Origin of the sequence: Bifidobacterium scardovii JCM 12489 = DSM 13734 (assembly GCF_001042635.1) — a bacterium.
Lineage (GTDB): Bacteria > Actinomycetota > Actinomycetes > Actinomycetales > Bifidobacteriaceae > Bifidobacterium > Bifidobacterium scardovii.
Window position 1 is genome coordinate 3046148 of the sequence record NZ_AP012331.1, and the last position, 23981, is coordinate 3070128.

At 63.6% G+C, this 23981-nt stretch carries 15 protein-coding genes; 4 read left to right on the forward strand and 11 right to left on the reverse strand.

What is annotated here, in order from left to right; all coding sequences use genetic code 11:
- The first annotated feature begins 63 nt into the window (after positions 1–63).
- The gene (locus tag BBSC_RS12245; protein ID WP_051923306.1) at positions 64–2586 is read left to right on the forward strand and encodes a glycoside hydrolase family 31 protein; all 2523 of its coding nucleotides are present in this window, start codon (positions 64–66) and stop codon (positions 2584–2586) included.
- Between the two features lie 176 nt (positions 2587–2762).
- Here BBSC_RS12245 and BBSC_RS12250 read toward each other — a convergent pair whose 3' ends face one another.
- The 4 genes from BBSC_RS12250 to BBSC_RS12265 form a co-directional block, all read right to left on the reverse strand.
- On the reverse strand, positions 2763–4076 hold the full coding sequence (locus tag BBSC_RS12250) for an ABC transporter substrate-binding protein (RefSeq protein ID WP_033519086.1): 1314 nt from the start codon (positions 4074–4076) through the stop codon (positions 2763–2765).
- A gap of 185 nt (positions 4077–4261) precedes the next feature.
- Positions 4262–5659, reverse strand: coding sequence for a GH32 C-terminal domain-containing protein (locus BBSC_RS12255; protein WP_033519085.1), 1398 nt, complete (start codon positions 5657–5659; stop codon positions 4262–4264).
- 283 nt (positions 5660–5942) lie between these two features.
- Positions 5943–7025: a LacI family DNA-binding transcriptional regulator gene (locus tag BBSC_RS12260; RefSeq protein ID WP_033519084.1), complete on the reverse strand. Its 1083-nt coding sequence runs from the start codon at positions 7023–7025 to the stop codon at positions 5943–5945.
- Positions 7026–7031: 6 nt separating this feature from the next.
- Positions 7032–7745 carry a DUF624 domain-containing protein gene (locus tag BBSC_RS12265; protein WP_081893128.1) on the reverse strand — a complete coding sequence of 238 codons (714 nt, stop codon included), beginning with the start codon at positions 7743–7745 and terminating at the stop codon, positions 7032–7034.
- 344 nt (positions 7746–8089) lie between these two features.
- Here BBSC_RS12265 and BBSC_RS12270 point away from each other — a divergent pair, with 344 nt between their 5' ends.
- Both BBSC_RS12270 and BBSC_RS12275 read left to right on the forward strand, forming a co-directional pair.
- A complete protein-coding gene (locus tag BBSC_RS12270; RefSeq protein WP_034535555.1) occupies positions 8090–9454 on the forward strand; it encodes an ABC transporter substrate-binding protein in 1365 nt (454 codons plus the stop codon).
- Between the two features lie 242 nt (positions 9455–9696).
- Positions 9697–11451, forward strand: coding sequence for a glycoside hydrolase family 13 protein (locus tag BBSC_RS12275; RefSeq protein WP_033519703.1), 1755 nt, complete (start codon positions 9697–9699; stop codon positions 11449–11451).
- Between the two features lie 331 nt (positions 11452–11782).
- On the opposite strand, the gene BBSC_RS12280 is transcribed toward BBSC_RS12275, so the two are convergent.
- Together BBSC_RS12280 and BBSC_RS12285 are read right to left on the reverse strand one after the other, a co-directional pair.
- A complete protein-coding gene (locus BBSC_RS12280; RefSeq protein WP_033519704.1) occupies positions 11783–12619 on the reverse strand; it encodes a carbohydrate ABC transporter permease in 837 nt (278 codons plus the stop codon).
- Positions 12616–13470: a carbohydrate ABC transporter permease gene (locus BBSC_RS12285; protein ID WP_033519705.1), complete on the reverse strand. Its 855-nt coding sequence runs from the start codon at positions 13468–13470 to the stop codon at positions 12616–12618. The genes BBSC_RS12280 and BBSC_RS12285 overlap by 4 nt, the downstream gene beginning before the upstream one ends.
- 328 nt (positions 13471–13798) lie before the next feature.
- On the opposite strand from BBSC_RS12285, the gene BBSC_RS12290 reads away from it, so the two are divergent.
- Positions 13799–14821: a LacI family DNA-binding transcriptional regulator gene (locus BBSC_RS12290; protein ID WP_033519706.1), complete on the forward strand. Its 1023-nt coding sequence runs from the start codon at positions 13799–13801 to the stop codon at positions 14819–14821.
- Between the two features lie 140 nt (positions 14822–14961).
- Here BBSC_RS12290 and BBSC_RS12295 read toward each other — a convergent pair whose 3' ends face one another.
- The 5 genes from BBSC_RS12295 to BBSC_RS12315 all read right to left on the reverse strand — a co-directional run bounded on the left by BBSC_RS12295 (position 14962) and on the right by BBSC_RS12315 (position 23912).
- Entirely contained in the window at positions 14962–16317 is a 1356-nt protein-coding gene (locus BBSC_RS12295) for an ABC transporter substrate-binding protein (protein WP_033519714.1), read from the reverse strand.
- A 319-nt stretch (positions 16318–16636) separates the two neighbouring features.
- Positions 16637–17737, reverse strand: coding sequence for a glycoside hydrolase family 172 protein (locus BBSC_RS12300; RefSeq protein WP_033519707.1), 1101 nt, complete (start codon positions 17735–17737; stop codon positions 16637–16639).
- Positions 17738–17884: 147 nt separating this feature from the next.
- Positions 17885–19231 (reverse strand): ABC transporter substrate-binding protein, encoded by a 1347-nt coding sequence (locus BBSC_RS12305; RefSeq protein ID WP_033519708.1) that lies wholly within the window; start codon positions 19229–19231, stop codon positions 17885–17887.
- A 248-nt stretch (positions 19232–19479) separates the two neighbouring features.
- On the reverse strand, positions 19480–21975 hold the full coding sequence (locus tag BBSC_RS12310; RefSeq protein WP_051923307.1) for an alpha-L-arabinofuranosidase C-terminal domain-containing protein: 2496 nt from the start codon (positions 21973–21975) through the stop codon (positions 19480–19482).
- A 95-nt stretch (positions 21976–22070) separates the two neighbouring features.
- Entirely contained in the window at positions 22071–23912 is a 1842-nt protein-coding gene (locus tag BBSC_RS12315; protein WP_033519709.1) for an alpha-amylase family glycosyl hydrolase, read from the reverse strand.
- Positions 23913–23981 lie beyond the last annotated feature (69 nt).

Here is a 23981-nt window from a genome sequence, read left to right on the forward strand (position 1 = left end):
AGCGGCCCCTCCATTCGCCGGCGGCGAGAACGGCCCTCCATCCGCGCCGTCCAGCAACCAACCATGTCCGCAACCCCAAGCAAAGGAGCTCCCATGAGCCAATTCCCCCAGCTGGACACGCACCCCGGCATGAATCCGGGGCCCGTCATCCAAGGCGACCGCTGGCGCATCGGCGTGATCACCGAATCCCTCATCCGCCTCGAATGGCAGGACGACGGCGTATTCGAGGACCATGCCACGCAGATGGTCGTGAACCGCGACTGGAATGCCGCGCCGCAGTTCACGCAGACCGTGCGCGACGGCCTGCTCATCGTCGACACCCCGGCGCTGCGCCTGACCTACGACATGGAGCCGTTCAGCAAGGAGGGGCTGAGCGTCGTCGTCAAGGGCATCGCGAACTCGCAGATGAACACCTGGCATTACGGCGAATCGCAGAGGGGCAACCTGCGCGGCACCGCGCGCACGCTCGACGAGGTGGACGGCGAGACCGAGCTGGGGCTCGGCGTCATCTCGCACGATGGCTGGGCCGTGATCGATGATTCCGCGTCGAACGTGATCGTCGAGGCCGATACCGTCAAGGGCGAGGCCAATCCGTTCGGCACCTGGGTGGTGCCTCGCGCCAATCAGGGGCAGGATCTGTATGTGTTCGGCTACGGCCACCGCTACATCGAGGCCGTACAGGACTTCTACCGCCTCACCGGCCCGACCCCGCTGCTGCCCCGGTTCACGATGGGCAACTGGTGGAGCCGCTACCACCGCTACACCGAGGCCGAGTACCTGGAGCTGATCGATCGCTTCGAGCATGAGGGGCTGCCGTTCACCACGGCCGTCATCGACATGGACTGGCATCTGGTCGACGACGTGGACCCCAAGTACGGCTCGGGCTGGACCGGCTATACCTGGAACCGCGACTTCTTCCCCGATCCCGAGCGTTTCCTGCACACGCTGCGCGACCATGGCCTCAAGACCACGCTCAACGTGCACCCGCGCGACGGCATCCGCGCGTTCGAGGACGGCTACGCCAAGGCCGCCGAGCATATGGGCATCGATCCGGCCAGCGGCGAACCGGTCGAGTTCGACCTGACCAGCCCGAAGTTCATGGAGGCGTATTTCGACCTGCACCACCAGCTTGAGGACGAGGGCGTCGACTTCTGGTGGCTGGACTGGCAACAGGGCGGTGTGACCCGGCAGAAGGGCCTGGACCCGCTGTGGATGCTCAATCACATGCACTATCTGGATTCCGGGCGCGGCGGCCGCTGGCCGCTCACGTTCAGCCGTTACGCCGGCCCCGGCTCACACCGTTACCCGGTCGGTTTCTCCGGCGACACGGTGGTGACGTGGGAGTCCCTCAGGTTCCAGCCGTACTTCACCGCCACCGCCTCGAACATCGGCTACGGCTGGTGGAGCCACGACATCGGCGGCCACATGTTCGGCTACCGCGATGAGGAGCTGGAGGCGCGCTGGTACCAGCTGGGCGCGTTCAGCCCGATCAACCGCCTGCACTCCACCGACTCGCCGTTCAACGGCAAGGAACCGTGGAACTTCCATACGGAGACCCGCGACGCGATGACCGCCGCGCTGCGTCTGCGCCACGAGATGCTGCCTTATCTGTACACGATGAACTGGCGGGCCGCCGCCGAAGGCCGCCCGCTGGTCGAGCCGATGTACTGGCAGAGCCCGGACAACGCCACCGCCTACGAGATGGAGCAGGAGTTCCGGTTCGGCACCGAGCTGGTCGTTGCGCCGATCACCTCGCCGATCGACCGCGACGTGCAGCTGGCCAAGGCCGACGTGTGGCTGCCGCAGGGCACCTGGTTCGACTTCTTCACCGGCCGCCGCTACGAGTCCGCGGCCGAGGGCGGCCGCAAGCTCGAGGCGTGGCGCGGCCTGGACGGTATCCCCGTCTTCGCCAAGGCCGGCGGCATCGTGCCGCTCCAGCCGCTTGGCAAGGAGAACGGCCCGGTCAACGCCACCGGCAACCCGGAGCACCTGAATGTCGTGGTCTTCCCCGGCGCATCCGGCACGTTCACGCTCAAGGAGGACGACGGCACGAATCAGGCCCGCCCCGACGAGTCGGCGCTGGTCGCCACCGCGCTGTCGCTGGATTGGACCGGGACTCCAGCGACGTTCACCGTCGCGCCGGCGTCCGGCAATATCGCGGCGCTGCCCGCCGCACGCACGTGGACGGTCACGTTCCGCGGCGTCGCGCCAGCCGAGGTCACCGTCGGCGTCAACGGGTCCGAGGCCGACGCCGAAATCGCCTATGACCGGTCCACGCTGAGCCTGTCGGTCACGGTGGCGGATGTCTCCGTCTCCGATCAGATCACCATCACCGCTCCTCACGGCCTGCCCTACGCCGAGGATCCCGCGGTCGAGGATGCGTTCACCGTGCTCTACAACGCGCAGATCCGTTACCTGACCAAGGAGCGGGCGAACGCGCGGATCCGCGCCGACGGCGCCGGTGCGCTCAACGCGCTCCACACGCTGGAAAGCACGAGCAACGATCACCCGCGCCACGACTTCGACGACTCGCACATGCCCGAATCCGTGATTCAGGCCATCGCCGAACCGCTGCTGCGCGCCTGACGACCCCACAAGCGTGTAAAACCCGGGAGCGCCACCAGTGCGCTCCCGGGTTTTACACGCCATAGCCCCTTTTCCCGTGTATAACCCGGGAGTACGCCCCCGCTATTCCCGAGTTATACACGCAAACCGGCGTCCTACCGTGTATAAGTCGGGAGGACGCCGGTGGAGCCAAGGCGTCAGTGCGTGGTCTGGTACTCGCTGGCCCAGCCATCCACGAAGGCGGATTTGACCGTGTCCCAGCTGCCGGTGCCCTGCGCGTACTCGAGCATCGCGTTGCCGAGGGTCATCACCCACTGCGAGGACGGCAGCGGGTAGATCACGATGTCGTAGTCGCCCTTTTCGGCGTAGGCGTCGTTGGCGCGGTGGATCGGGTTGGTGGTCTTGTACCCGTTCTCGGCATAGGACTTGAACGGCGTCTCGAAGCCCATCTCGGTGGTGACCAATTCGCGGGCGTCATCGTTGTTGAGAATGTAGTCGAGGAATTCGCGCGTGGCCTTCTGGTCCTTCTCGGAGGCGTTCTTGTTCATCGCGAAGTACAGGAAGCTGACGGTCAGCCCGGCCTTCTCCTCGCCTTCGGTGCCGATGTAGATCGGCAGCACGCCCATGTCCTCATCCGGCACGTTCTGGTCCTTGATCTGCGAATAACCCCAGGTGCCGTTCTGCAGGAACACCGCCTCGCCAAGCGCGAACTCGGAGTTGGCGTCGTCCATGGTGGCGCTGGACAGCTGGCTTGCCGGCGTTGTGGAGTCGGTGATGTACAGGTCGAAGATCTTCTTGAAGTTCGGGATGTACGTGTCGGAGATGGTGGCGGGCAGCTCGGTCACGCCCTGATCTCGGTACTCGTAGTACACCGGAACGTGGGCGAGCTGGTCGCCGAAACGCTTGATCGAGCTGGTGTCGAAGCCCGCCGACGTGAACGCGCCCTTGACGCCGAGATCGTCCTTGTGCGCCTGAATCTCATCGGCCACCGTCTTGAGCGTATCGAAGTTGTCGATCTTGTCCACCGACTTGACGCTCGACCAATCGGCGTCGAAGTACTTGTTGAGCAGCGCCTTGTTGTAGATGATGCCATAGCGCTCCATCACATAGGGCACGGCACCGATCTCGTCGCCGTTCTTCATCGCGTAGTCCTGGTTCTGCAGATCCTTGTAGATGCCGGTATCGGACATGTCCGCATAGTAGTCGGTCCAGTTGAGGAAGTCGTTGTTGTCGACGTCGAACACCGTGGGCGCCTCGGACTTGGCCAGCTCGCTCTTCAGCGTCTGCTCATAGGTGTCGGACGACGCCGTGGCGACGTCCACCTGGATGCCGGTCTCGGCGGTGAAATCGTCGGCCAGCTCCCTGATCTGGTCGGCCTGCTCGACCTTCATGCTCAGGAAATACACGTGGCCCTTGTCCGCATCGGCGCTGGATGAGCCGCACGCCGCAAGAGCGCTCAAGGACAGAGCCATCGCCGTCGCCGCAGCCATTGTTTTGATAATCTTCTTCATGGTTTCCTCCTGTGGAATGCCATAACTTCATTGTTGTAGCGTTGTCATGCAATATGGGCGGATCGGACGGCACCGCACAATCATCATCCGTTCCGGTGCAGGATGGGGACATGCCGCCGGCCTCGCACGCCGGCGGCGGTTTTCATCGACTTCGATTCGGCTCGGCCGTCGCCGTGCCGAACGGCTCACGCCTCACGCAGGCCGCGGGCGATGGTGGCGTTGCGGATCGCGAGCTCGCCATCCGTCACGAACATGCTCAGCGCGTCACCGGGACGCTGGTACATGCGCGCATTGAGCGCCACGCCATCCACATACAACGTGGCGATCGTGTCGTCGACGATCATCCGGATATGGTATTGGCGTCCGGGCACGAGATCGATCGGGCGTTCCAGGCCGATGTTCATGCAGTTGAACCACGGGAAGTTCGGGCTGCCCTCGAATACGTACCGGTTCTCCGCGACCGGGAAGATGAATTGGTAGCTTCTCTCGGCATCCTCGTCGCGGTACACGCGCAGGCCGAACGACCGCGTGCCTTCGCTGAAGGTCACATCCGCCTCGAAGGAATACAGGTCACCGCAATGATCGGCCAGTACCACGTTGCGCCGGGCGCCGACCCCGTCGATGATGGCGTCGGACGCCACGGCCTCGCGCTCGTTGAACGCGCTCCATACGGTGTCGGGGATGCGCACGCCCAGCGTGCCGTCCTCGCGCTGGTAGACCTCGTGCGGCACGAACGTGCCGGCCCATTCGAAGTTCTTCTCGTCGTCGCAGTCCTCCTTGGTGGCGACCCATCCGAAGAGGATGCGCTTGCCGTTCAGCTCGAAGGTGCGGCCGGCATAGTAGGCGCTGCCGTCGAAGGCGTCGTCGTCCGGCGCGATCCAAGGGCCCTCGAGGCTCTTGGCCATGCGATAGACCATCTTGTGCTTGTCGCTGTACTCGGTGACGATGTGGTACCACCAGTCGCCCATCTTGAACAGGTCGGGCATCTCGTGCATCGTGTAGAGGTCCGGAGCCCAGAAGTCGCCCTCGAACGTCCAGTTCTTCAGATCGGTGGAGGTGAATTTGACGGTGCGCCCGGTCTGGCAGGTCTTCGGGCCGATCTTGCGGGCGCCGAGGATCAGCAGGTACTGGCCGCGCTCCTCGTCGCGGATCACCCACGGGTCGCGCCAATCGTCGGGATCGTATCCCTCCTGGGGAGTGAAGGTGATGGCGTCCTGGGTTTTCTCCCAGTGGTACAGGTCGTCGCTCACCGCGTGCATGAGCACCTGCGCGGGCTTGCCCTGCTCCGGATAGTCGCGGTTGTAGCCGGTGTAGAAGATGTGGTACTGGCCTTCTCCCTCGAAGACGGACCCCGCGAAGATGAACTGGTCCTGCTCGCCATCGCCGCCGCGAGGCACCGCCACGCCGCAGTCCTTGTAATGCACGAAGTCCGTGGTGGTCGCCAGATCCCACCCGAACGGCTCGCCGAACGGCTCGGGATTGCGGTTGTCGCGCTGGTGGTACAGGAAGAACTCATCGCCCTTGCCGAACGGCATGCAGTCGCCAAACCAGGTGCCGGGAAATTGATAGTACAGCTTGTGCATGATGACCTTTCATCGCATGCCACGCCATGGCCAAGCAGTCTACTTCGACTGGCCACACATTGCATGGCTTACCATTGTTCTTGTTACGTTTAAACGCTTAAGCATTTAAGCGATTAAGCAATATGATAGCATGTCTCGCCACCCTGTCAAGGCACATGCGGAAACCCTTGCGGGAGAGTGCGTGTCGCGGTTGGACACCCCCGATCCGACCCGCACCCGGCACAAGGGGCGCAAACGGCGACCCGTCACAGGGCGGGCCACCGACGCCGAAATCCGCCCCCGCTCAGCGGGGCTTGATGGAGTCGCGCATCACGGTCGGGCAGGCCACCAGCAGAGGCGCGTATGGAGGACCGGCCGGCTCGGCCACATCGGGCATCCCGACGGCGTCGGGCATCCCGGCATCCGCATCGTCGCCCACGCGGTCCGCGCCCGGTTCCTGCAGCGCGAGCAGCGCACGCACGCCGAGCACGCCCAGATCGTACTGCGGCAGGCCAACGGTCGTCAGCGCAGGGTGCAGATGCGCGGAGATGACCTCCTGGTTGTCGAACCCGACCACCGACAGGTCGTCGGGAACGCGCAGGCCACGCTCCCGCAGCGCGTCGTACAGGCCCATCGACGCACGGTCGTTGTAGCAGAACACCGCCGTCGCACCGGAGGCGAGCACCGCCCCGGCAGCGCCGTACCCGCCCTCTTGGTCGGCCCCGGCAGCGATCACCAGCCGGGGATCATACTCGATCCCGGATTCCTCGAGCGCCTGCCGATATCCGGCCAGTCGGCCGACCGACGCCGGGGAGATGGGGGGATCGTTCACGAACGCGATACGGCGGTGACCGGCATCGATCAGCAGCTGCGTGGCGGTGCGCCCACCCTGCAGCTCATTGGGCACCACGGCGGGGAACCGGCCCTGCTCATCGAAGCAGTTGACCAGCACCGAGGTTATCCGATCGAGCTCGGCGGGCGGGACGATGGACCGATGCACCCAGCTGGAGTAGATCACCCCTTCCACCTGGTGCTCCAGCATGAACGCGAACGCCTTGCGTTCGATCGTCGGATTGCCGTCGGTATCCACGACGAGCAGTATCTTGCCGTTGCGCCACGCCTCGTCCTGCGCCCCTTGGATCACCTGGCCGGCAAACGGCGAGGTCGCCACGCCGTCGCTGACGAATCCAATCAGGTCGGATCTCCCGCGCGCCAGCCCGCGCGCCAGCGCGTTGGAATGATACCCGAGCCGGTCGGCGACCTTGCGGACCTTACGCCGCGTGGCTTCGGGGATCCTGACGTTCTTGTTGTCATTCACCGCCCATGAGGCGGTGGCTATCGAGACGCCCGCCGCTTTGGCGACATCCTGCAGTGTGACCTTGCCCATGCCGCATCAGTTCCGCCGCGGCCCGCCGCCGGCGCTCACGGCACCCACCCCCGCACCGGCCGCCGCATCGCCGGCACCGGCGGCGCCGACCGCGGCATCGCCCTCCCCCGCTTCCTCGGCGGGATCGATGTATTTGGCGAATACGCGTTCGAGGATCGGCGTGTGAAGCATCACCATGGTGCCGTAGCCCAGCACCAGCAGCAGGAACAGGCCCTGCGGCATGTAGAACCACGAGGCCACCAGCAGCGCGATGTACACCGCGTCAAGCACGGCCAGCACCGCGGTCGCCCCGATATGGGATACGCCGAAGATGAAGGAATTGACCAAGGTGACGCCGACGGAATTCTCGAACCGGGCCTGCAGCGCCCACACCCATTCGAACCCGATGATCCACAGGATCGTCAGGCCGAACTTGGGGATCAGCAGGGGCGCGATCTGCAGCGCGATCCACGAGTACGCCAGCCCCGCGCCGACGCCGCCGAACACCACCCACAAGGCGGTCGCCTTCGGAAAGTTCTGCAGGAACGCCTTGAAGTAATTGGCGGTGACGTGCCCCTCGCCGATGGCCGCCCTCCTTCCGGCATCGTGCCCGGCCGCCAAGGCGGCCCCGATCGTGACCAACGGGATGCTGGTCACCAGCATCAGGATGTTGATCCAGACGGCATCGGCGACATTGCTCAGTCCGCGCATGAACGCGGAATCCGGGGATAGAAAGCCCATATCACTCCTCGAGGCCACAGGTCATAGGTTATAGATCCATACTAATGCCGGTATGCCACAACGTGATAACGTAGTCATGTCGCCGACATCAGACACCGACGACAATTCATCACTTTTCTCATATCTGTATTGTTTCCACACACGGCGCCGACCACCCGAATGTCGGCAAAACCTCCTTTCGGGCGCCGTTTCGCGACACGCCGGCGCCCCTCGGCGCCCCAATGATGATATCGTTGTCATCAACAACAAGCGATACGACGACAGAACACCCTCTGCCGCCCCCTCCACCCCCAACTCACAGGGGACGTCGAAGTCCCGGATATCGCGGAAGGAACAATCCACCAATGAAGCACATCACCAAGGTTCTCGCCGCCGGCATCGCCATCACGATGGGCGTCGGGCTGGCTGCCGGCTGCGGCAGCACGAGCGCCGACCCGGACAAGGGTCACGTGTACTTCCTCAACAGCAAGGCCGAGGTCGTCGATCAGCTCCAGCAGCTCGCCGACGACTACACCGCCGAGACCGGCGTGCAGGTCGACGTCCAGACCGCGTCATCCGGCAGCTACGAATCCACGCTGACCTCCGAGCTGGCCAAGTCCGAAGCCCCGACCATGTTCACGATCGCCGGATACGACGAATTCGCCAAGTACCAGCAGTACCTCGAGCCGCTGCAGGACACCGAGGTCTACGGCCTGCTCAACGACGAGGGCAAATCCAACTCGCACAAGGTCGGCGACGACTCCTACACGCTGCCGTACGCGGCCGAATGGTACGGCATCATCTACAACAAGAAGATCATCAAGGATTACTGCTCCAAGGACTACGCCGTCATCGGCTCCGACGCCGACATCACGGACTACGCCACCCTGAAGAAGGTCGCCGAGGACATCCAGAAGCATAAGGACGACCTCGGCATCCAGGCCGCGTTCGCCACGCCGGGGCTCGACTCCTCCGACTCCTACCGCTTCGCCGCGCACATGACGCGCATGCCGCTGTTCTACGAGTACCGCGACCTGAACACCACGTTCACCACCGATCTCAAGGGCACCTATCTCTCCAACTACAAGGACCTGTTCGACCTCGAGCTGAGCAACAGCCCGAGCGAGAAGTCGATGGTCAGCTCGAAGACCTACGACGACGTCACCTCCGAGTTTGCGCTGGGCGACGTGGCGTTCTACCCGAACGGCGTGTGGGCCTACACCCAGATCAAGGACAACAACGTGGCCGACGAGGACCTGGGCATGCTGCCCTACTGGATGGGCATCGACGGCGAGGAGGACTACGGCCCGGCCGGCGTGTACGACGCCTCGTGGGCAGTGAACAAGAACGCCTCCGAGAAGGACAAGCAGGCCACGCTCGACTTCATCAAGTGGATGGTCTCCTCCGACGAGGGCAAGCAGGCGCTGTCCAAGGAGATGGGCTTCTCCGTGCCGTTCACCACCTTCGGCGACGACGACCAGCCCGAGAACCCGCTCACCAAGATCGCGCGCTCCTACTCCGAGGACGGCAAGCAGTCCGTCACCAGCTTCCCGCTGCCGAGCGCCCAGTGGCAGGACGACCTGACCAGCGCGCTGATCAGCTACGCGCAGGGTGGCGCCGATTGGTCCGGCTTCGAGAAGGCCTTCACCGAGGGCTGGAAGACCGACTGGGCCAACAACGAGAAGGTGCTCGGCATGCTGCCGGAAGCCACCGCCTTCGACGCCAAGTGACGGCCGCATGACCGCAATCGGCTCGCCCCGTACGGGCGAGCCCCGACGATAGCTTGATGGGTTTCGGTATCATCGGAACCCATCGACGCCGCCCGGATATCTTGCATCCTCCTTTTTTTGGGTGTCGGGGATGCGAGACGCCGGACGGCGATTTATGATATGTACGAACGTACATATCGCTGCCGGGGCGGCCGTCCCATACCGCGGCCGCCCCGGAGACAACTCGAACAAGGAAGGGAATCATGACCGCAAACAACGAACATGACGACTGGTGGAAGCAGGCGGTCGTTTACCAGATCTACCCGCGCAGCTTCAAGGACGCCAACGGCGACGGATTGGGAGACATCGCCGGCGTCACCGAAAAGATGCCGTATCTGAAGGACCTGGGCATCGACGCCATCTGGCTAAGCCCGTTCTACCCCTCCGATCTGGCCGACGGCGGCTACGACGTGATCGACTACCGCAACGTCGACCCGCGGCTGGGCACCATGGACGACTTCGACGCGATGGTGAAGGCCGCGCACGGAGCCGGCATCAAGGTCATCGTCGACATCGTGCCGAACCACACCGCCGACAAGCACGAGCTGTTCCTCGAGGCGCTGGCCGCCGGCCGCGGCTCGGCCGAACGCGACCGCTACATCTTCCGCGAGGGCCGCGGCGAGCACGGCGAGCTGCCGCCCAACGACTGGATCTCCCTGTTCGGAGGCCCCGCCTGGCAGCGCGTGGACGACGGCCAGTGGTACCTGCATATCTTCACCAAGGAACAGCCCGACGTCAACTGGAACAACCCGGACATCCACGAGGAGTTCAAGAAGACGCTGCGATTCTGGTCCGATCACGGCACCGATGGATTCCGCATCGACGTGGCGCACGGTCTGGCCAAGGATCTGGAAAGCGCGCCGCTGGCCGACATGGATCCGCTGGCCGTGCAGCACGGCCTGTGCCACGACTTCACGAGCCCGCTGTGGGACCGCCAGGAGGTGCACGACATCTACCGCGAGTGGCGCGAGGTGTTCAACGAGTACGATCCGCCGCGCTTCGCCGTCGGCGAGGCCTGGGTCGTTCCCGAGCACCAGCACCTGTACGCCTCGGAGGACGAGCTCGGGCAGGTGTTCAACTTCGAGTTCGCCAAGGCCAACTGGGATGTGGACGCGATGCGCGCCGCGATCACCGAGGGCCTCGAGTCCGCGGCCGAGACCAACGGATCCACCACCACATGGGTGATGAGCAACCACGACGTGCCCCGCCACGCCTCCCGCTACGGCCTGCCCCAGGTCCCCTCGCACGATCACCATCAGCTCGCCAAGGATTGGCTGCTGCGCGACGGGCAAAGCTACTATGAGGACCGCGAGCTCGGCGCCAAGCGCGCCCGCGCCGCGATCCTGATGGAGCTCGGCCTGCCCGGCTCGGCGTACATCTACCAGGGCGAGGAATTGGGCCTGTTCGAGGTGGCCGACATCCCGTGGGACCGCCTCGAGGACCCGACGCCCTTCTTCACCCGCGAACGCTTCATCGAAAAGGGCCGCGACGGCTGCCGTGTGCCGCTGCCGTGGGATTCGTCCGATACGCCGGCGCCGGCCGATTGGAACGGCGGGTTCGGCACCGGCGCCTCGTTCGGCTTCTCCCCCGCATCCAAGGCCGACGGAACGGCCAGCGACGACCCGCACCTGCCTCAGCCGCTGTGGTACAAGGATTTCGCCGTGGACGTCGAGGAAGCCGACGCCGGCTCGATGCTCAGCCTGTACCGTGAGTGCCTCGCCGCGCGCGCCGCGCTGCTCACCCCGACCGGCGACACCGCGTGCGCTCCGGCGAACGCCGGGCACGAGGTGATCGCGTACACGCGCCCGAGCACGGATGGACGCACTTTCGCCAGCTACACCAACTTCGGCGACGATCCCGTGGATCTGCCGGCCGGCGAGGTCGTGCTGGCCTCCGGCGATCTTTCTGACGGCCAGCTGCCGCAGGACACCACCGCCTGGATCCTCCTGAGCGAGTAATCGCCCGGCTTGAGCCATATCAACAGGGGCTGTCTCCATCCGGAGACAGCCCCTTTGTCGTGTCCGCATCCCACACACCCGCCCATCTTTACTGACATACAGCCTCCGTTCGCCCCGAGCCAGACTGTAGCCAGCAAAACCTACACGCATCACACAGCTGGCATATGGCCTGCAGCTCATACTCAACAGACCACATGCCAGCAAAACCACCACGGATACACGTCTCGCAAATGCTGACATAGTCGCGTAGCATGCCGGCATGGACCGAGACATAACAAAAGGGCTCTCGCCGGAATCGACGAGAGCCCTTGGAATCAGGTTCAGAGCAACATCAGCCTTTGACGGCTCCTGCCATGACGCCCTTGATGATGTACTTCTGGCACGCCAGGTAGAACACGATGATCGGGATGATGGCCAGCACCAGGCAGCCCATCATCGCGCCCATGTCCACCGAACCATACCCGCCCTTGAGATACTGGATCGCGATCGACATGGTCTTGAACCGGCGCATGTCCAGGGTCAGATACGGCAGCAGGAAGTCGTTCCAGATCCACATCGCCTGCAGGATCGCCACCGAAATCACCGAGGGACGCATGATCGGCAACACGATCTGGAAGAAGATGCGCGGCACGCTCGCCCCGTCGATCATCGCCGACTCCTCCAACTCCTGGGGAATGCCCTTGACCACGCCCGTGAAGATGAACACCGCCAAACCCGCGCCGAAACCAAGGTACACGATCCACAAACCCCACGGCGTGTTCAACCCCAGCATGTCCGCGATCTTCGAAAGCGTGAACATCACCATCTGGAACGGCACGATCATGTTGAACAGGAACAGCAGGTACAACGCCTTCGCCCAACGATTGTTCACGCGCACGATCCACCACGCGCACATCGACGTGCACAACAGGATCAACCCCACCGCGCCGACCGTCACCACGACCGTCCAACCGAACGACTCCACCAGATTCGTCCGCTTGACGCCACGCGTGTAGTTCTCCAACCCCACGAACGCCTTGCCCGTCGGGATCGAGAACGCGTCACGGCTGATATACGCCTTCTGCTTGAACGAATTGACCACCACCAACACGATGGGGAACACCCAAGCCAGCGACACCACCGCGAACAACGCCGTCCACAACCCCGGACGCTTGACCTTCTCGCTCATGCCGACACCTCCCTGCTAGTCGTCAGACGATTCTGGATCACCGCGATCACCGCGACGATCAGGAAGAACACCACGGCCTTCGCCTGGCCCACTCCCTCGAAACCCGCGCGCCCGTAGAACGTGCGGTAGATATTCAACGCCAGCAACTCCGAACTGTTCGACGGCGCGCCGTTCGTCAACGCCAGGTTCTGATCGAACATCTTGAACCCGCCCGTCACCGTCAAGAACGAGCACACCGTGATCGAGGGCATCATCAACGGGATCGTCACCCTAAACAACGTCTGACGGCTCGACGCGCCATCGACCGCCGCCGCCTCCAGCACATCACCCGGCAACGCCTGCAACCCCGAAATATAGATGATCATCATATAGCCGATCTGCTGCCAGCAATACAACAACACCATGCCCCAGAAACCATACACGCCCGAATACGTGATCGAACGACCCCAATGCGCCAGCACGCCATTGAGCAGCAACAACCAGATATAACCCAGAATGATGCCACCGATCAGATTCGGCATGAAGAACACCGAACGAAACACGTTCGTGCTCCTAAACCGCTTCGTGAGCATATACGCCACAGCGAACGCCAACACGTTCACCACCACCGTCGTCACCACCGTGAACAACACCGTATACACCAACGCATGCCAGAACTCCGGATCCGACACCGCATCCGCATAATTCGACACACCCACGAAACGCGCATCCGTCACCGTACTAAAACGACAAAAACTCAGATACACGCCCATCACGAACGGCACCACAAAACCAATCACAAAAGCAGCAAACGTAGGCAACGCAAACAACGCCCACCACCTACGAACCGCCTTCCCAGCCATAGAAATCATGCCATGCCTACTTTCTCCTCCTTGAGTTCACCCTGCACTACTGCGTGAGAGTGGATTCGAGTTTCGGATGTCTCCGCCCTCCTTAACACCCGAAGGTATCAAGTCGAACCGGTTTAAGATTACCATACTACTCGTTTGACTTGGAGTCAAACGTTGTCATTTTATGCGCGTCGACTCCCCCTTTCTTAAGATCATCCGCCGCTCTTCATCTATGAATAATCGGCAGAAACGATAAGAAAACTAGTTTTCCTCGATATAGTATCACCGATGAAAACGTTGTCTCGTGTTATTCTCAAATCGCAATCACCTGTGACATGAAGGAGCCCTCATGGGATTCAGCATCAAGGACGTGGCGGAACAGGCCGGCGTATCCGTTTCCACGGTGTCCCGCGCGTTCACGCGCCCGGAACTGGTGTCAAAAGCCACACGGACCAAGGTCCTGCGCATAGCCGATGACATGAACTTCTCCATCTCCCGTTCCGCCATGGTGCTCAAATCCGGGCGCGCCCTGCGCGTCGCGCTGCTGATGAGCGACCACATCCGGCTGTGGTTCAGCGCCTCCATCATCGAAGGGCTCAACCAGGTCTTCCACGCGAACGGCTACGATCTGTCGATCTTCCAGATCTCCAGCATCGAGGAACGACGGGAGTTCTTCGACATGCTGCCCATCCGCCGCAACGCCGACGCCGTGATCGTCGCCTCGTTCGACGTGGACACCGAGGAGATCAGCCAGCTGGCCAAGACCGACGTGCCGATCATCGGCATCAACTGCGTGCTGCCGACCAGCGGATTCACCGCCGCGGTGAACATCGACGACGACCAGGGGTCCAAGCTGCTGGCCCGGCATCTGATCGGAATCGGCCACCGCCATATCGCCTACATCCGCACCGACCGGGCGGTGACACTGCATTTCAGCGTCCAGCAGCGATATGAATCGTTCGCGCAGGCCTGTGCGCAGGCCGGGGTCGAACTGACCACCATCGTCATTGCGGAGGGCGAGGACCGCATCGGCCGGGCGATGACCGAGCTGCTTACGCTGCCGCAGATGCCCACGGCCATCGCTTGCCAGGAGGACGGCATCGCCATCCCGCTGATGTTCCAGCTCTCGCGCAACGGACTGCGCGTGCCGTACGACGTGTCGGTCGTCGGCTACGACGACAGCTTCTACGCGCACGACGTGGGATTGACCACCGTGCGGCAGGACCCGATCGCCATGGCCAAGGCGGCCGCGGCCAAAACGCTGGATCTGATCGGCAACGGCGCCACGGACAATCCCTTCGAGATGTTCCCGGCCCAGCTGCTCGTACGGTCCAGCACCACGGAACCGCGCACGGACGCGGACCGCAGGTAGCCGAAGCCTCGGCCGGCCGGCACACGACCGGCACACGACCCGACATACGACGAAGGGGGTTTCGAACGGATACGCTCGAAACCCCCTTCCGCCATCCCCCTCACGTTGCCCGCGCCATCCGCGGGATATCGGAAGATCGGTTACTCGGCGTGCGCGGCCTTGTACTCCTTGGCCCAGCCGTCGACGAACGCGGACTTGACCTTATCCCAGCTGCCGGTGCCCTGAGCGTACTCCAGTAGGGCGGAGCCCAAATCGTTCTTCCACTGCTCGGACGGCATCATCGTGAAGTTCCAGCTGACCTGGGTCTTGCCGGACTTCTGGTCGGCGACGGCGTCGGCCACCAGCGGGTTGTCGGTCTTGACGTCATCGAAGGTCTTGAACGGCGTGGTGAAGCCCATCTCGGTGCTCAGCGCCTTCTTGCCGGTATCGGAGGTGATGACCCACTTGAGGAACTCCTCGGTGGCCTTCTGATCGGCCTCGGAGGCCTTGGAGTTGACGCACCAGTAGTTCTCGGAACCGGTGGCCAGGCCCTGGTTCTCCTCGCCGGGAGCGCCGATGTAGATCGGCATCATGCCCACCTGGTCGGCGCTCATGCCGGCCTTCTGCAGGTCGGTCCACGCCCAGGTGCCGTTCTGGTAGAACGCGGCCTCGCCCAGCGCGAACTCGGAGTTCGCGTCGTCGCCGGTCTTGGAGCTCAGCTGGCCCGGATCGGTGGTGGAATCGGTGATGTACAGGTCGAAGATGTTCTTGTACTGCGGCAGGTACGTGCCCTTGATCGTGGCGGGCTGCTCGGTGACGTTGTCATCCTTGAACTCGTAGTAGAGCGGCAGGTTCGCCAGGTGGGTCTTGAAGCGCCAGTCGGAGCTGGAGTCGAAGCCGGCGGAGGTGAACGCGCCCTTGATGCCGAGCTCGTCCTTGCGGGCCTGCATGTCGTCGGCCACGGCCTTGAGCTTGTCGAAGGAGTTGATGTCCTCCACCGACTTGGCCTTCGCGCCGGACAGGCCGAAGTACTTGTTCAGGATGTCCTTGTTGTAGATCAGGCCGTAGGTTTCCATCACGTACGGCACGCCGACGACCTTGTCGCCGTCCTTGAGCGCCACATCCGGGTTCTGCAGCTGCTTGTAGATCTCGGTGTCCTTGAGGTCGGCGGTGTATTCCTTCCAGTTGGCATAGCCGACCGGGCCGTTGACCTGGAACAGCGTCGGGGCCTCGGACTTGGCCATCTCGCTCTTGAGCTGCTGCTCATAGGTGCCGGAAGCCGCGGTTTCGACGGTCACCTGCACGCCGGTCTCATCAGTGTACGCCTGAGCCAGATCCTTCCACTGGTCGGCCGCTTCGGGCTTGAAGTTCAGATAATAGACCTTGCCCTTATCGTCGCCCGACGAGTTGGACGAGCTGCCGCACGCGGCGAGCGCGCCGATCGACATCGCGGTTGCGGCGATCAAAGCCGTTGCGGTCTTTACTGTGCGATTCATCTTCGAACCTTTCTCTTTCAGCCGGCCTCGGCACTGCGCCGAGGGATATGGCACCTGTCAGGCGCCTTCGCTTCCGACAACACCTTTATTATGCGCCGCTTTTTGCAAGAATGCAAACGATGGCAATCATTCTGGGTGCAAAACGACCAATTTTTGATCACATCAACTGAGAAAAGTAAGTAATATTATGGGTATTTTCCGCCATTTCCTAACTGCAAGCGGTTGCAATAATTTGTTGCAACGACTATCATTTTTCTCACCGAAATCGGCGTGTCCCTGTTCGCCGAACGCAAAAAGGACCCCCGAGGAGCGCTCCGCGGGGGCCTTTCCGCACGCCGCCCTATCGCGGCCAGCGGTACTCGCGGTCGGCGAGCGCAGGGAACGCGGCGTGCGGCTCGCGCTGGTACCAGTACGCCACGGACGCCACGTCGTCCCGCCGTTCGAAGAACCCGCGATGCCCCACGCCGATCTGCTGCACGGTGACGCGCAGGCCGGAGCGGAACCGGATCGGATCGGGGATGTGCCAGCGGTAGAAGCCGCGCATCGGCGGGCAGTCGTCGTTGTGGTAGTCGTTGTGGATTAGCTCGTCATGGGAGGAGTAATACGGATAGCCCATATACGGCGTGCAGTAGGTCTGTTCAACGGTTTTGCCGTTCACCTGCTTGGCGAAGCTCCACGACCCGCCGAAATAGTCCTCGGTGCCGGTCCCGCAGATGGTCGGGTATTCGCCGTCGCCGTCGATGTAGAACTTGAATTCGCCCTCGCCCCACCAGTATCGCTCCAGCGTGGTCAGGGCCAGATAGGTGCCGACATAGTGGCCCTCGCCCTGCACGCCGTCGAGCACGACATAGTCGCGCCCCTTTTCGGTGAGGCGCTGCCGCCGCCACTGCGCGTGGAAGTACGCAGTGTCCCCGGCGAGCGGCTCGTCGTACAGGCTGTAGTCGATCTGGTAGAAGAACGCGCCGATCGCGTTGGCGTGCTGGTTCTCCAGCGTGATGCGCGCGCGGCGGGCGAACGGCATCGGGAAGAACATGTTGAATCCGCGGTTGGGCACCACGGCGACCGGTTCGGAGTTGACCAGGCAGGCACGCCCGAATCCGCAGCAGAAGAAATCCCCGAGCGGGCATTCCACGCTCGGCTCGGGCTCATCGTCCCAGTAGAAGCGCAGCACCAGATCGCGCAGCACGAAGCAGTCGGCGTCCGTGGTCTTCTCGTCCACGGTGATCCAGATGTGACGGATGCATCCCGGCCCGGCCACATCGGCCAACGTCACGGTCCGCCCGCTGGCGATGTCGCGCAGGCACGGGCTGCCCTTGCGGGAGGGGCCCAGTTCGCTCGCCGCCATGCCTCCCCTGCCGGGCGCGCCGGTGGGATTTTCGGCGTTGATCGCCCGGCTGCGTTCCCGCCTGACCGTGGCCAGCGTTCCCAGATCCGCAATCATGATTCCTGTTCCCTTCTCCACGCGGTTTCATTCGTGACGCAATCGGTCGAAGGCGCGACGGGCATCAAGCCCGCCGCGCCTTCGACCCGGCACTTCGGCCCGGCATTTTCCCGACCCGGAATTTCCGGTCGAAGCCCTCAGCCGGGTTTACTTGTGCACCGGCGGCAGCATGCCGAAGTTCGACTCGTAATCGTCCCACGCGCTGGTCCAGTCGTCAAGATAGGCCTTCTTGACACCGTTCCAGTCGCCGGTGCCCTGCGCGTACTCAAGCAGCGCGTTGGCCACGCCATCGGCCCACGCCTGTCCGGGGATGTAGGCGCCGTGGATCGGGGTCAGGCCGTCGGACTCGAGCTTGAGCGCGGACTTGGTCAACGGGTTGTCGGGCTGGAAGGACTCGTCCTCGAAGGTGGTGAACGGCACGGAGAAGCCCATGTCCTTGGCGAGGATCTTCTTGGCGTCGTCGTTGCTCACCATCCACTTGATGAAGTCGAGCGTGGCCTGCTTGTCCTTGTCGGAGGCGTTCTTGTTCACGGACCAGGAGATGTCGTAGATGGAGTTCGCGGCGTATTCGCTCTCGTTCGGGAAGCCCATGTAGTACGGCAGCATCGCCAGGTCGTCGTCGGCCACGTCGTTGTCCTTGATCTGGGAGTAGGCCCACACGCCGTTCGGGTAGAACGCCACGCGGCCGGTGGCGAATTCGGCGGTGGAATCCTCGTAGTTGACCGAGCCGAGCATGGTGTTCTCGGTCGGATTGTCCTTCATCTCCAGATCCCACAGGGCCTTGTAGTTGTCAAGATAGGTGCCCTTGAGCTCCTTCTCGAAGTCCACGCCCTCGTCGATGTACTCGTAGGCCACCGGCACCTGGGTCATGTGCGAGGCGTAGCGGTAGTAGTTGGAGGAGTCGAGGCCCGGGGTGGAGAACGCGCCGTCGAGATCGAGGTCGTCCTTGTGCTGCTGGATACTGTCCGCGACCTTCTTCAGCGTGGCGAAATCCTTGATGTCGTCGAAGGAATCGATGACCGCGTAGTCCTTCTTGGCATAGTCGTTGATGATCTTCTTGTTGGCGATGATGCCGAACCACTCGGCGGCGTACGGCAGGCCGTACACGTCGTCGCCGTCCTTGTGGGCCATCTGCTTGCCCTGCTCGTTAAGCAGCTTGTACGCTTCGGAGTCCTGCAGCGGCTCCAGATAGTCCTTGTACTTGGCGTACTGGTCGAAGCCGCCGATGCCGAACATGGTCGGCGCGTTGTTCTTCGCCAGCTCGGAGGACAGCGTGGACTCGTAGCTGCCGGAGGTGGCGGACTGGATGTCGACCTTGACGCCGGTCTCCTTGGTGTACATGTCGGCCAGCTCGTTCCACTGGTCCACGACCTCGGGCTTGTTGTTCAGAAAGTAGACATGGCCGGCGTCGCTGTTGGTGGAGCCGCATGCGGCGAGTCCCATCACCAGCGCCGCGGCGCCGAAGGCGGCTATGCCCTTGGAGAACGTATTCATGAATGACCTTTCCTTCGCGGCCGCAACAGCCGCCCCTTGCTTCTTCTCGCCAGCCCCGCAGGCGGTTCATCGGGGAACCGCAGCCGCAGCCGCGCAGCGGCGCATCGCACTATGCGCCGAGGTTGGAGCCACCGGCCTCGGCGGCGAGTCACGCGCCGAACCGGTTCGATATCAGTATATCGAACCGGTTTGATGCCGTCAAAGCGGAGTGCGGACAGCGTGTCGCGATCGGACAGCAGCGGCCAGAATCAGACGTCGTCGAAGGTTATGCCCGGATCATCGCCGGCGATCCGTTTGATCCGATCCCACTCGGCATCATCCCCTGCAGGGGCCGATTGCCGATGTTCGCCCCCTTCCGGCCCATACATATCCATCGGCACGCCGAGGATGGTAAAGGACCACGCCGGGAAGCGGAGCAGACCATCGGCCGGCAGCACGATCTCCCGCTCCACCGGGCGGCTCGGGGCCTCCTCGCCGGGACGGCCGGCATCGGGCCGTTCGGCGCGCAGCATTGTCACGAGAGCGGTGCCCATGGGGGCATGCGGATCGTCATACCCGTTCGTCCACGCGCGGCCATGGGGCGGCAGCACCTTGGACAGATCGGCATGCATCGTTTCCGGCGTGGCGTTCACCACACGCACATAACGCATCCCGAATCCCCCAACGCCATTGCCTTCGGCCACGGTCACCGTCCGCCGCGTTTCCTCGCCCGGATCGGAGCCGGCCAGCACGGTGCCGTTCACGCTTGCCCGAATGGAACGCCCCCGGTCATGCACTTCGATGGAGATATCCCATTCATCGCCGTACGACACGCGGCGGTCCAGACTGACGCGGTCATAGTCATAGGGGAACCCGTCGCGCAACGCGCCGAGCGCGCAGTCCAAGCCGGCCATGCCGATCCACAGCCGGTATCGATCGGGCTGGTCGAGCGCGCCGAAGTCGATGGAGAACATGCCGGATTCGCTCTCATATCTCGCGTGCAGCCGGATCGTATAACGATCGGCGGTCACATGCAGTCCGGTGTCGGCGCGAGATCCGGATTCCTTGAACAGATCCGGCACGGTGCACGCCGATCCGTCCGGCAGCTCCACGGCGATGCCGGACAGGCGTACCGCAGGGTCGCCCCCGAACGACAGACCGGTGTATTCCGGCAGTTCGCGCGTGTACCCGCAAGGGCCCTCGACCTCGACCCGGCGAGCTGACTCCGCGGCGGAATGCGCATACATCCACTGCACCCAGTAGCTGTAGGTGCGGTACGCACGGTCATCGTCGAAATAGATCAGATCGGGATCCCACCCGGCATGCCCGTTGCGGCACAGCAACGGCGCGTAGGATGCCATGTCCACCACGTCGCCGTTGGCCTCCATATGGGCCATGAACGCCGCCTCGGACAGCGCGTTGAGCATGGTGACGCCATGCGAGGCGTATTCGCCGAGATACGCGTGCGGGCCGTTCCGGTCCAGACCGTCGTAGTAATCCAGATGCTGGAACCACCAGGCCGGCGCCAGATAGGAGTGCTCGTCAAGCAGCGCCACGCCTTCGGCGCGGGCCAGATCCCACGCTTCGTCGAAGGTGGCTCCGACCAGCGTCGGCCCCGCGGTGCCGATGACCGTGATCTCCGGGTGGGCATAGGCGAGCGCATGGAACAGCTGGCTGAACCGTTCCCGGAAATCGTCGGTGATGTCGTCCTCGTTGCCCAGCCCCAGGTATGCCAACCCGAATGGCTCAGGGTGCCCGCACGCGATGCGCTTGGCGCCCCAAACCGTGGAAGCGTCGCCATTGCAGAAATCGACGAAATCCAGCACGTCCCGGACGTACTCGCCCATCTGGCGCGGGGACATCGCCATCGAGCCGCCGTCCGTGCCCGAACAGCTGACGCCGGCCGGCAGTACCGGGATCGGTTCGGCGCCCAGTGCCTCGCACCAGCAGAGGTACTCGTAGAACCCCAGCCGCATCGACTGGTGGTACCCCCACAGGTTGAAGTCGTGGCGCCGGTGCTCGACCGGACCGATGGTGTCTTTCCAGCGATACATGTTGTCCAATCCGAGCCCATGCACCAAGCAACCGCCCGGGAAACGGACGAACCGCGGTCTGAGCTCGGCGATCGCCTCGGCCAGATCGGCCCGGAAATGTGTGAGTCCGCGCCACGTGCGGCAGGGCTCGAGCGAGACGAAGTCCACAGCGACCACGCCCGGCTTGGTGAAGGTCAGCGCCAGCGAACCGTTGGACGCATCGGAATCGACCGTAAGGCGCAGTTCGATCCGCCGCCATTCGCCCGGCAGGGCTTCGCAGCGTGCGCCCGGTCCGGACGGCGCGGCATCGTCGTCGCGGGGATCGCCCAGCAGCGATATGTCCACCGGATGCGGCGCGCCATCGCATGAGCGTATCCACATCGACAGTTCATACTGCTCCCCCGGCCGCAGCCGCATGCCCTCGAACCCCCGATTGACCAGCGACACCGGCCCGAGCTCGACCTGCACTACGGCATGATGGGGATTCTCCTCCGCCACGCAGTCTTCGGTCTCGATCCAGAACGATCCATGCGATCCTTTCGGCACATCCTTGCGCCACGCCGTGAACGCGCTCCACCGCGGATTATCCCGATGAGAGTACTCAAAGGCACCGTTCTGCACCAGATCGCCGGCCAGACCACCATCCGCCGCATAATTCAGATCTTCGAAAAACACGCCCCACAGCCTGTCGCTGATCGGATATTTCGCACCAACCGGACCGACCTTGACCATGCCGTTCCGCTCAATCTCTTGATCCCGGTCCACCTTGCCAGCCCTTTCGTCGTCGTGAGCCCGCACATGCCACGGCCGGCATGCCGATCTTCCCATCAGCGCGCCAATGCCACCCATGCAGTCGTATCCGGCGGCAGAGCCCCCTCATGCAACGGCCCGGAGGCGATCAGCACGTCACCGGCCGGCAACGGCACCGGAGACCCGCAAAAGTTGGTGACGCACGCGATGCGCCCGCCCACGCGCCGGCCGTTCTCCGGACACCCGTCTGCTTTCATATCATTATCGGGGATTCGACGGGAAAACGCCAAAACGCCCCCTTCATTCCCGTCGGCGCCGTCGGGGTGGCCGCTTGGCCCGTCAATGTCCATCCACTCGATCTCGACCGGATCGGCTGCCGCACAGTCTGCGTTGAACAGCCGCGAGCGCAGACGAATGGCGTCACGATACAGGTTCAGCATGGACAGCGGGTCCCCGGCCTGGCGGTCCACAGCGTAGTCGGCGAACCATAGCGGCTGCGGCAGGTGAGGCTCGGCGGCTGGCCGACCGCCATCGGCCATGCCAGGCGAGAATCCGAAGGAGGCTCCTTCCCCGAATCGATCCGACCAAGGGGCTGGAGCCGGCATATCGGCCGAATTCCAGGGCAGGGGCACGCGGCAGCCGTCGCGACCCTTCTTGCTCTGCTGGCGCACCGTGTCGAACGCCGTGGGGTCCTCAAGCCGGTCCCATGGAATATCGGCCACTTCCGGCAGCCCAAGCTCATCGCCCTGGTAAATGTAGGCGGTTCCCGGCAAAGCCAGCTCCACCAATGCGGCGGCCCGCGCACGCCGGGCACCGAGCGCGCGGTCCTCGGCATACGAGGTTCCGTCCCTCAGCAGCCAGTCCGTCGCCAGTTGGAACAGCCCCCTCGACTTCACCTGCGCCAGACCATACCGCGACGCCACACGAGGCGTATCGTGGTTGCCGAGCACCCATGTGGCGCTCGAACGCGAGCGCCGAGCCGAGGCCAGCTCGGCGTCGATCGCGGCGCGGTACTCCCGATAGCCCCACAACGACTGCTGCAGATCGAAGTTGAACACCTGCCCGAGCTCATCATCCGACGCATACCGATGCTCATGCTCGGGCACGATGGAGATCTCCGCCACCGCGCACAGCGGAGGGTCATACGAGTCGAACACCCGCCGCCAGCCACGGTAGATCTCATGCACCTCGTCACGGTCCCACAGGGGGTGCCGGCCGTCCGGGCACCGGTCATCGTCCACGGTCCACTCGTCGAGATCGGACCGTCCGTCGATCTGCTTGGCCAATCCGTTGGCCACGTCGACGCGGAAGCCGTCGACGCCCAAGTCGCCCCAGAAACGCAGCACGTCTTCGAATTCGGCGCGTACCCCGGGGTTGTCCCAGTTCAGATCGGCCTGTTCCCTGGCGTAGATATGCAGATACCATTGCCCGTCATCCACGCGCTGCCATGCCGATCCGCCCATCTTGGACAGCCAGCCGGTCGGCGGCAGTTCACCGTGGTCGCCACGCCCGTCACGGAAGATGTAGTACGCGCGTTCTGGCGAGCCCGGACCGGCGGCGAGCGCCTTGCGGAACCACGGATGCTCGGTGGACGTATGGTTGGGCACGATGTCGATGATGATGCGCATGCCCTGATCGTGCACGGCGTCGACCAGTTCGCGGAACTGGCCGAGCGTGCCGAACTGTTCGGCCACATCACGATAGTCGATGACGTCGTAGCCGCCGTCCGCAAACCCGGAGCGGAAGATGGGATTCAGCCACACGCCGTCCACGCCGAGACGCCTGAGATACGGCAGGCTGCGGATCGCACCGGAGAAATCCCCGATCCCGTCGCCGTCACCGTCCCGAAAGCTGCGCGGATACAGCTGGTACATCACCGCCTGGCGCCACCAGTCGCCATTGCCTCCGCGTGGGATCATCGGTTCATCCTTTCTCGTGCGGCGGATGCGGCACGGCGGGCCCCTCCGGCGGCCCCGAAAAGAGGGACG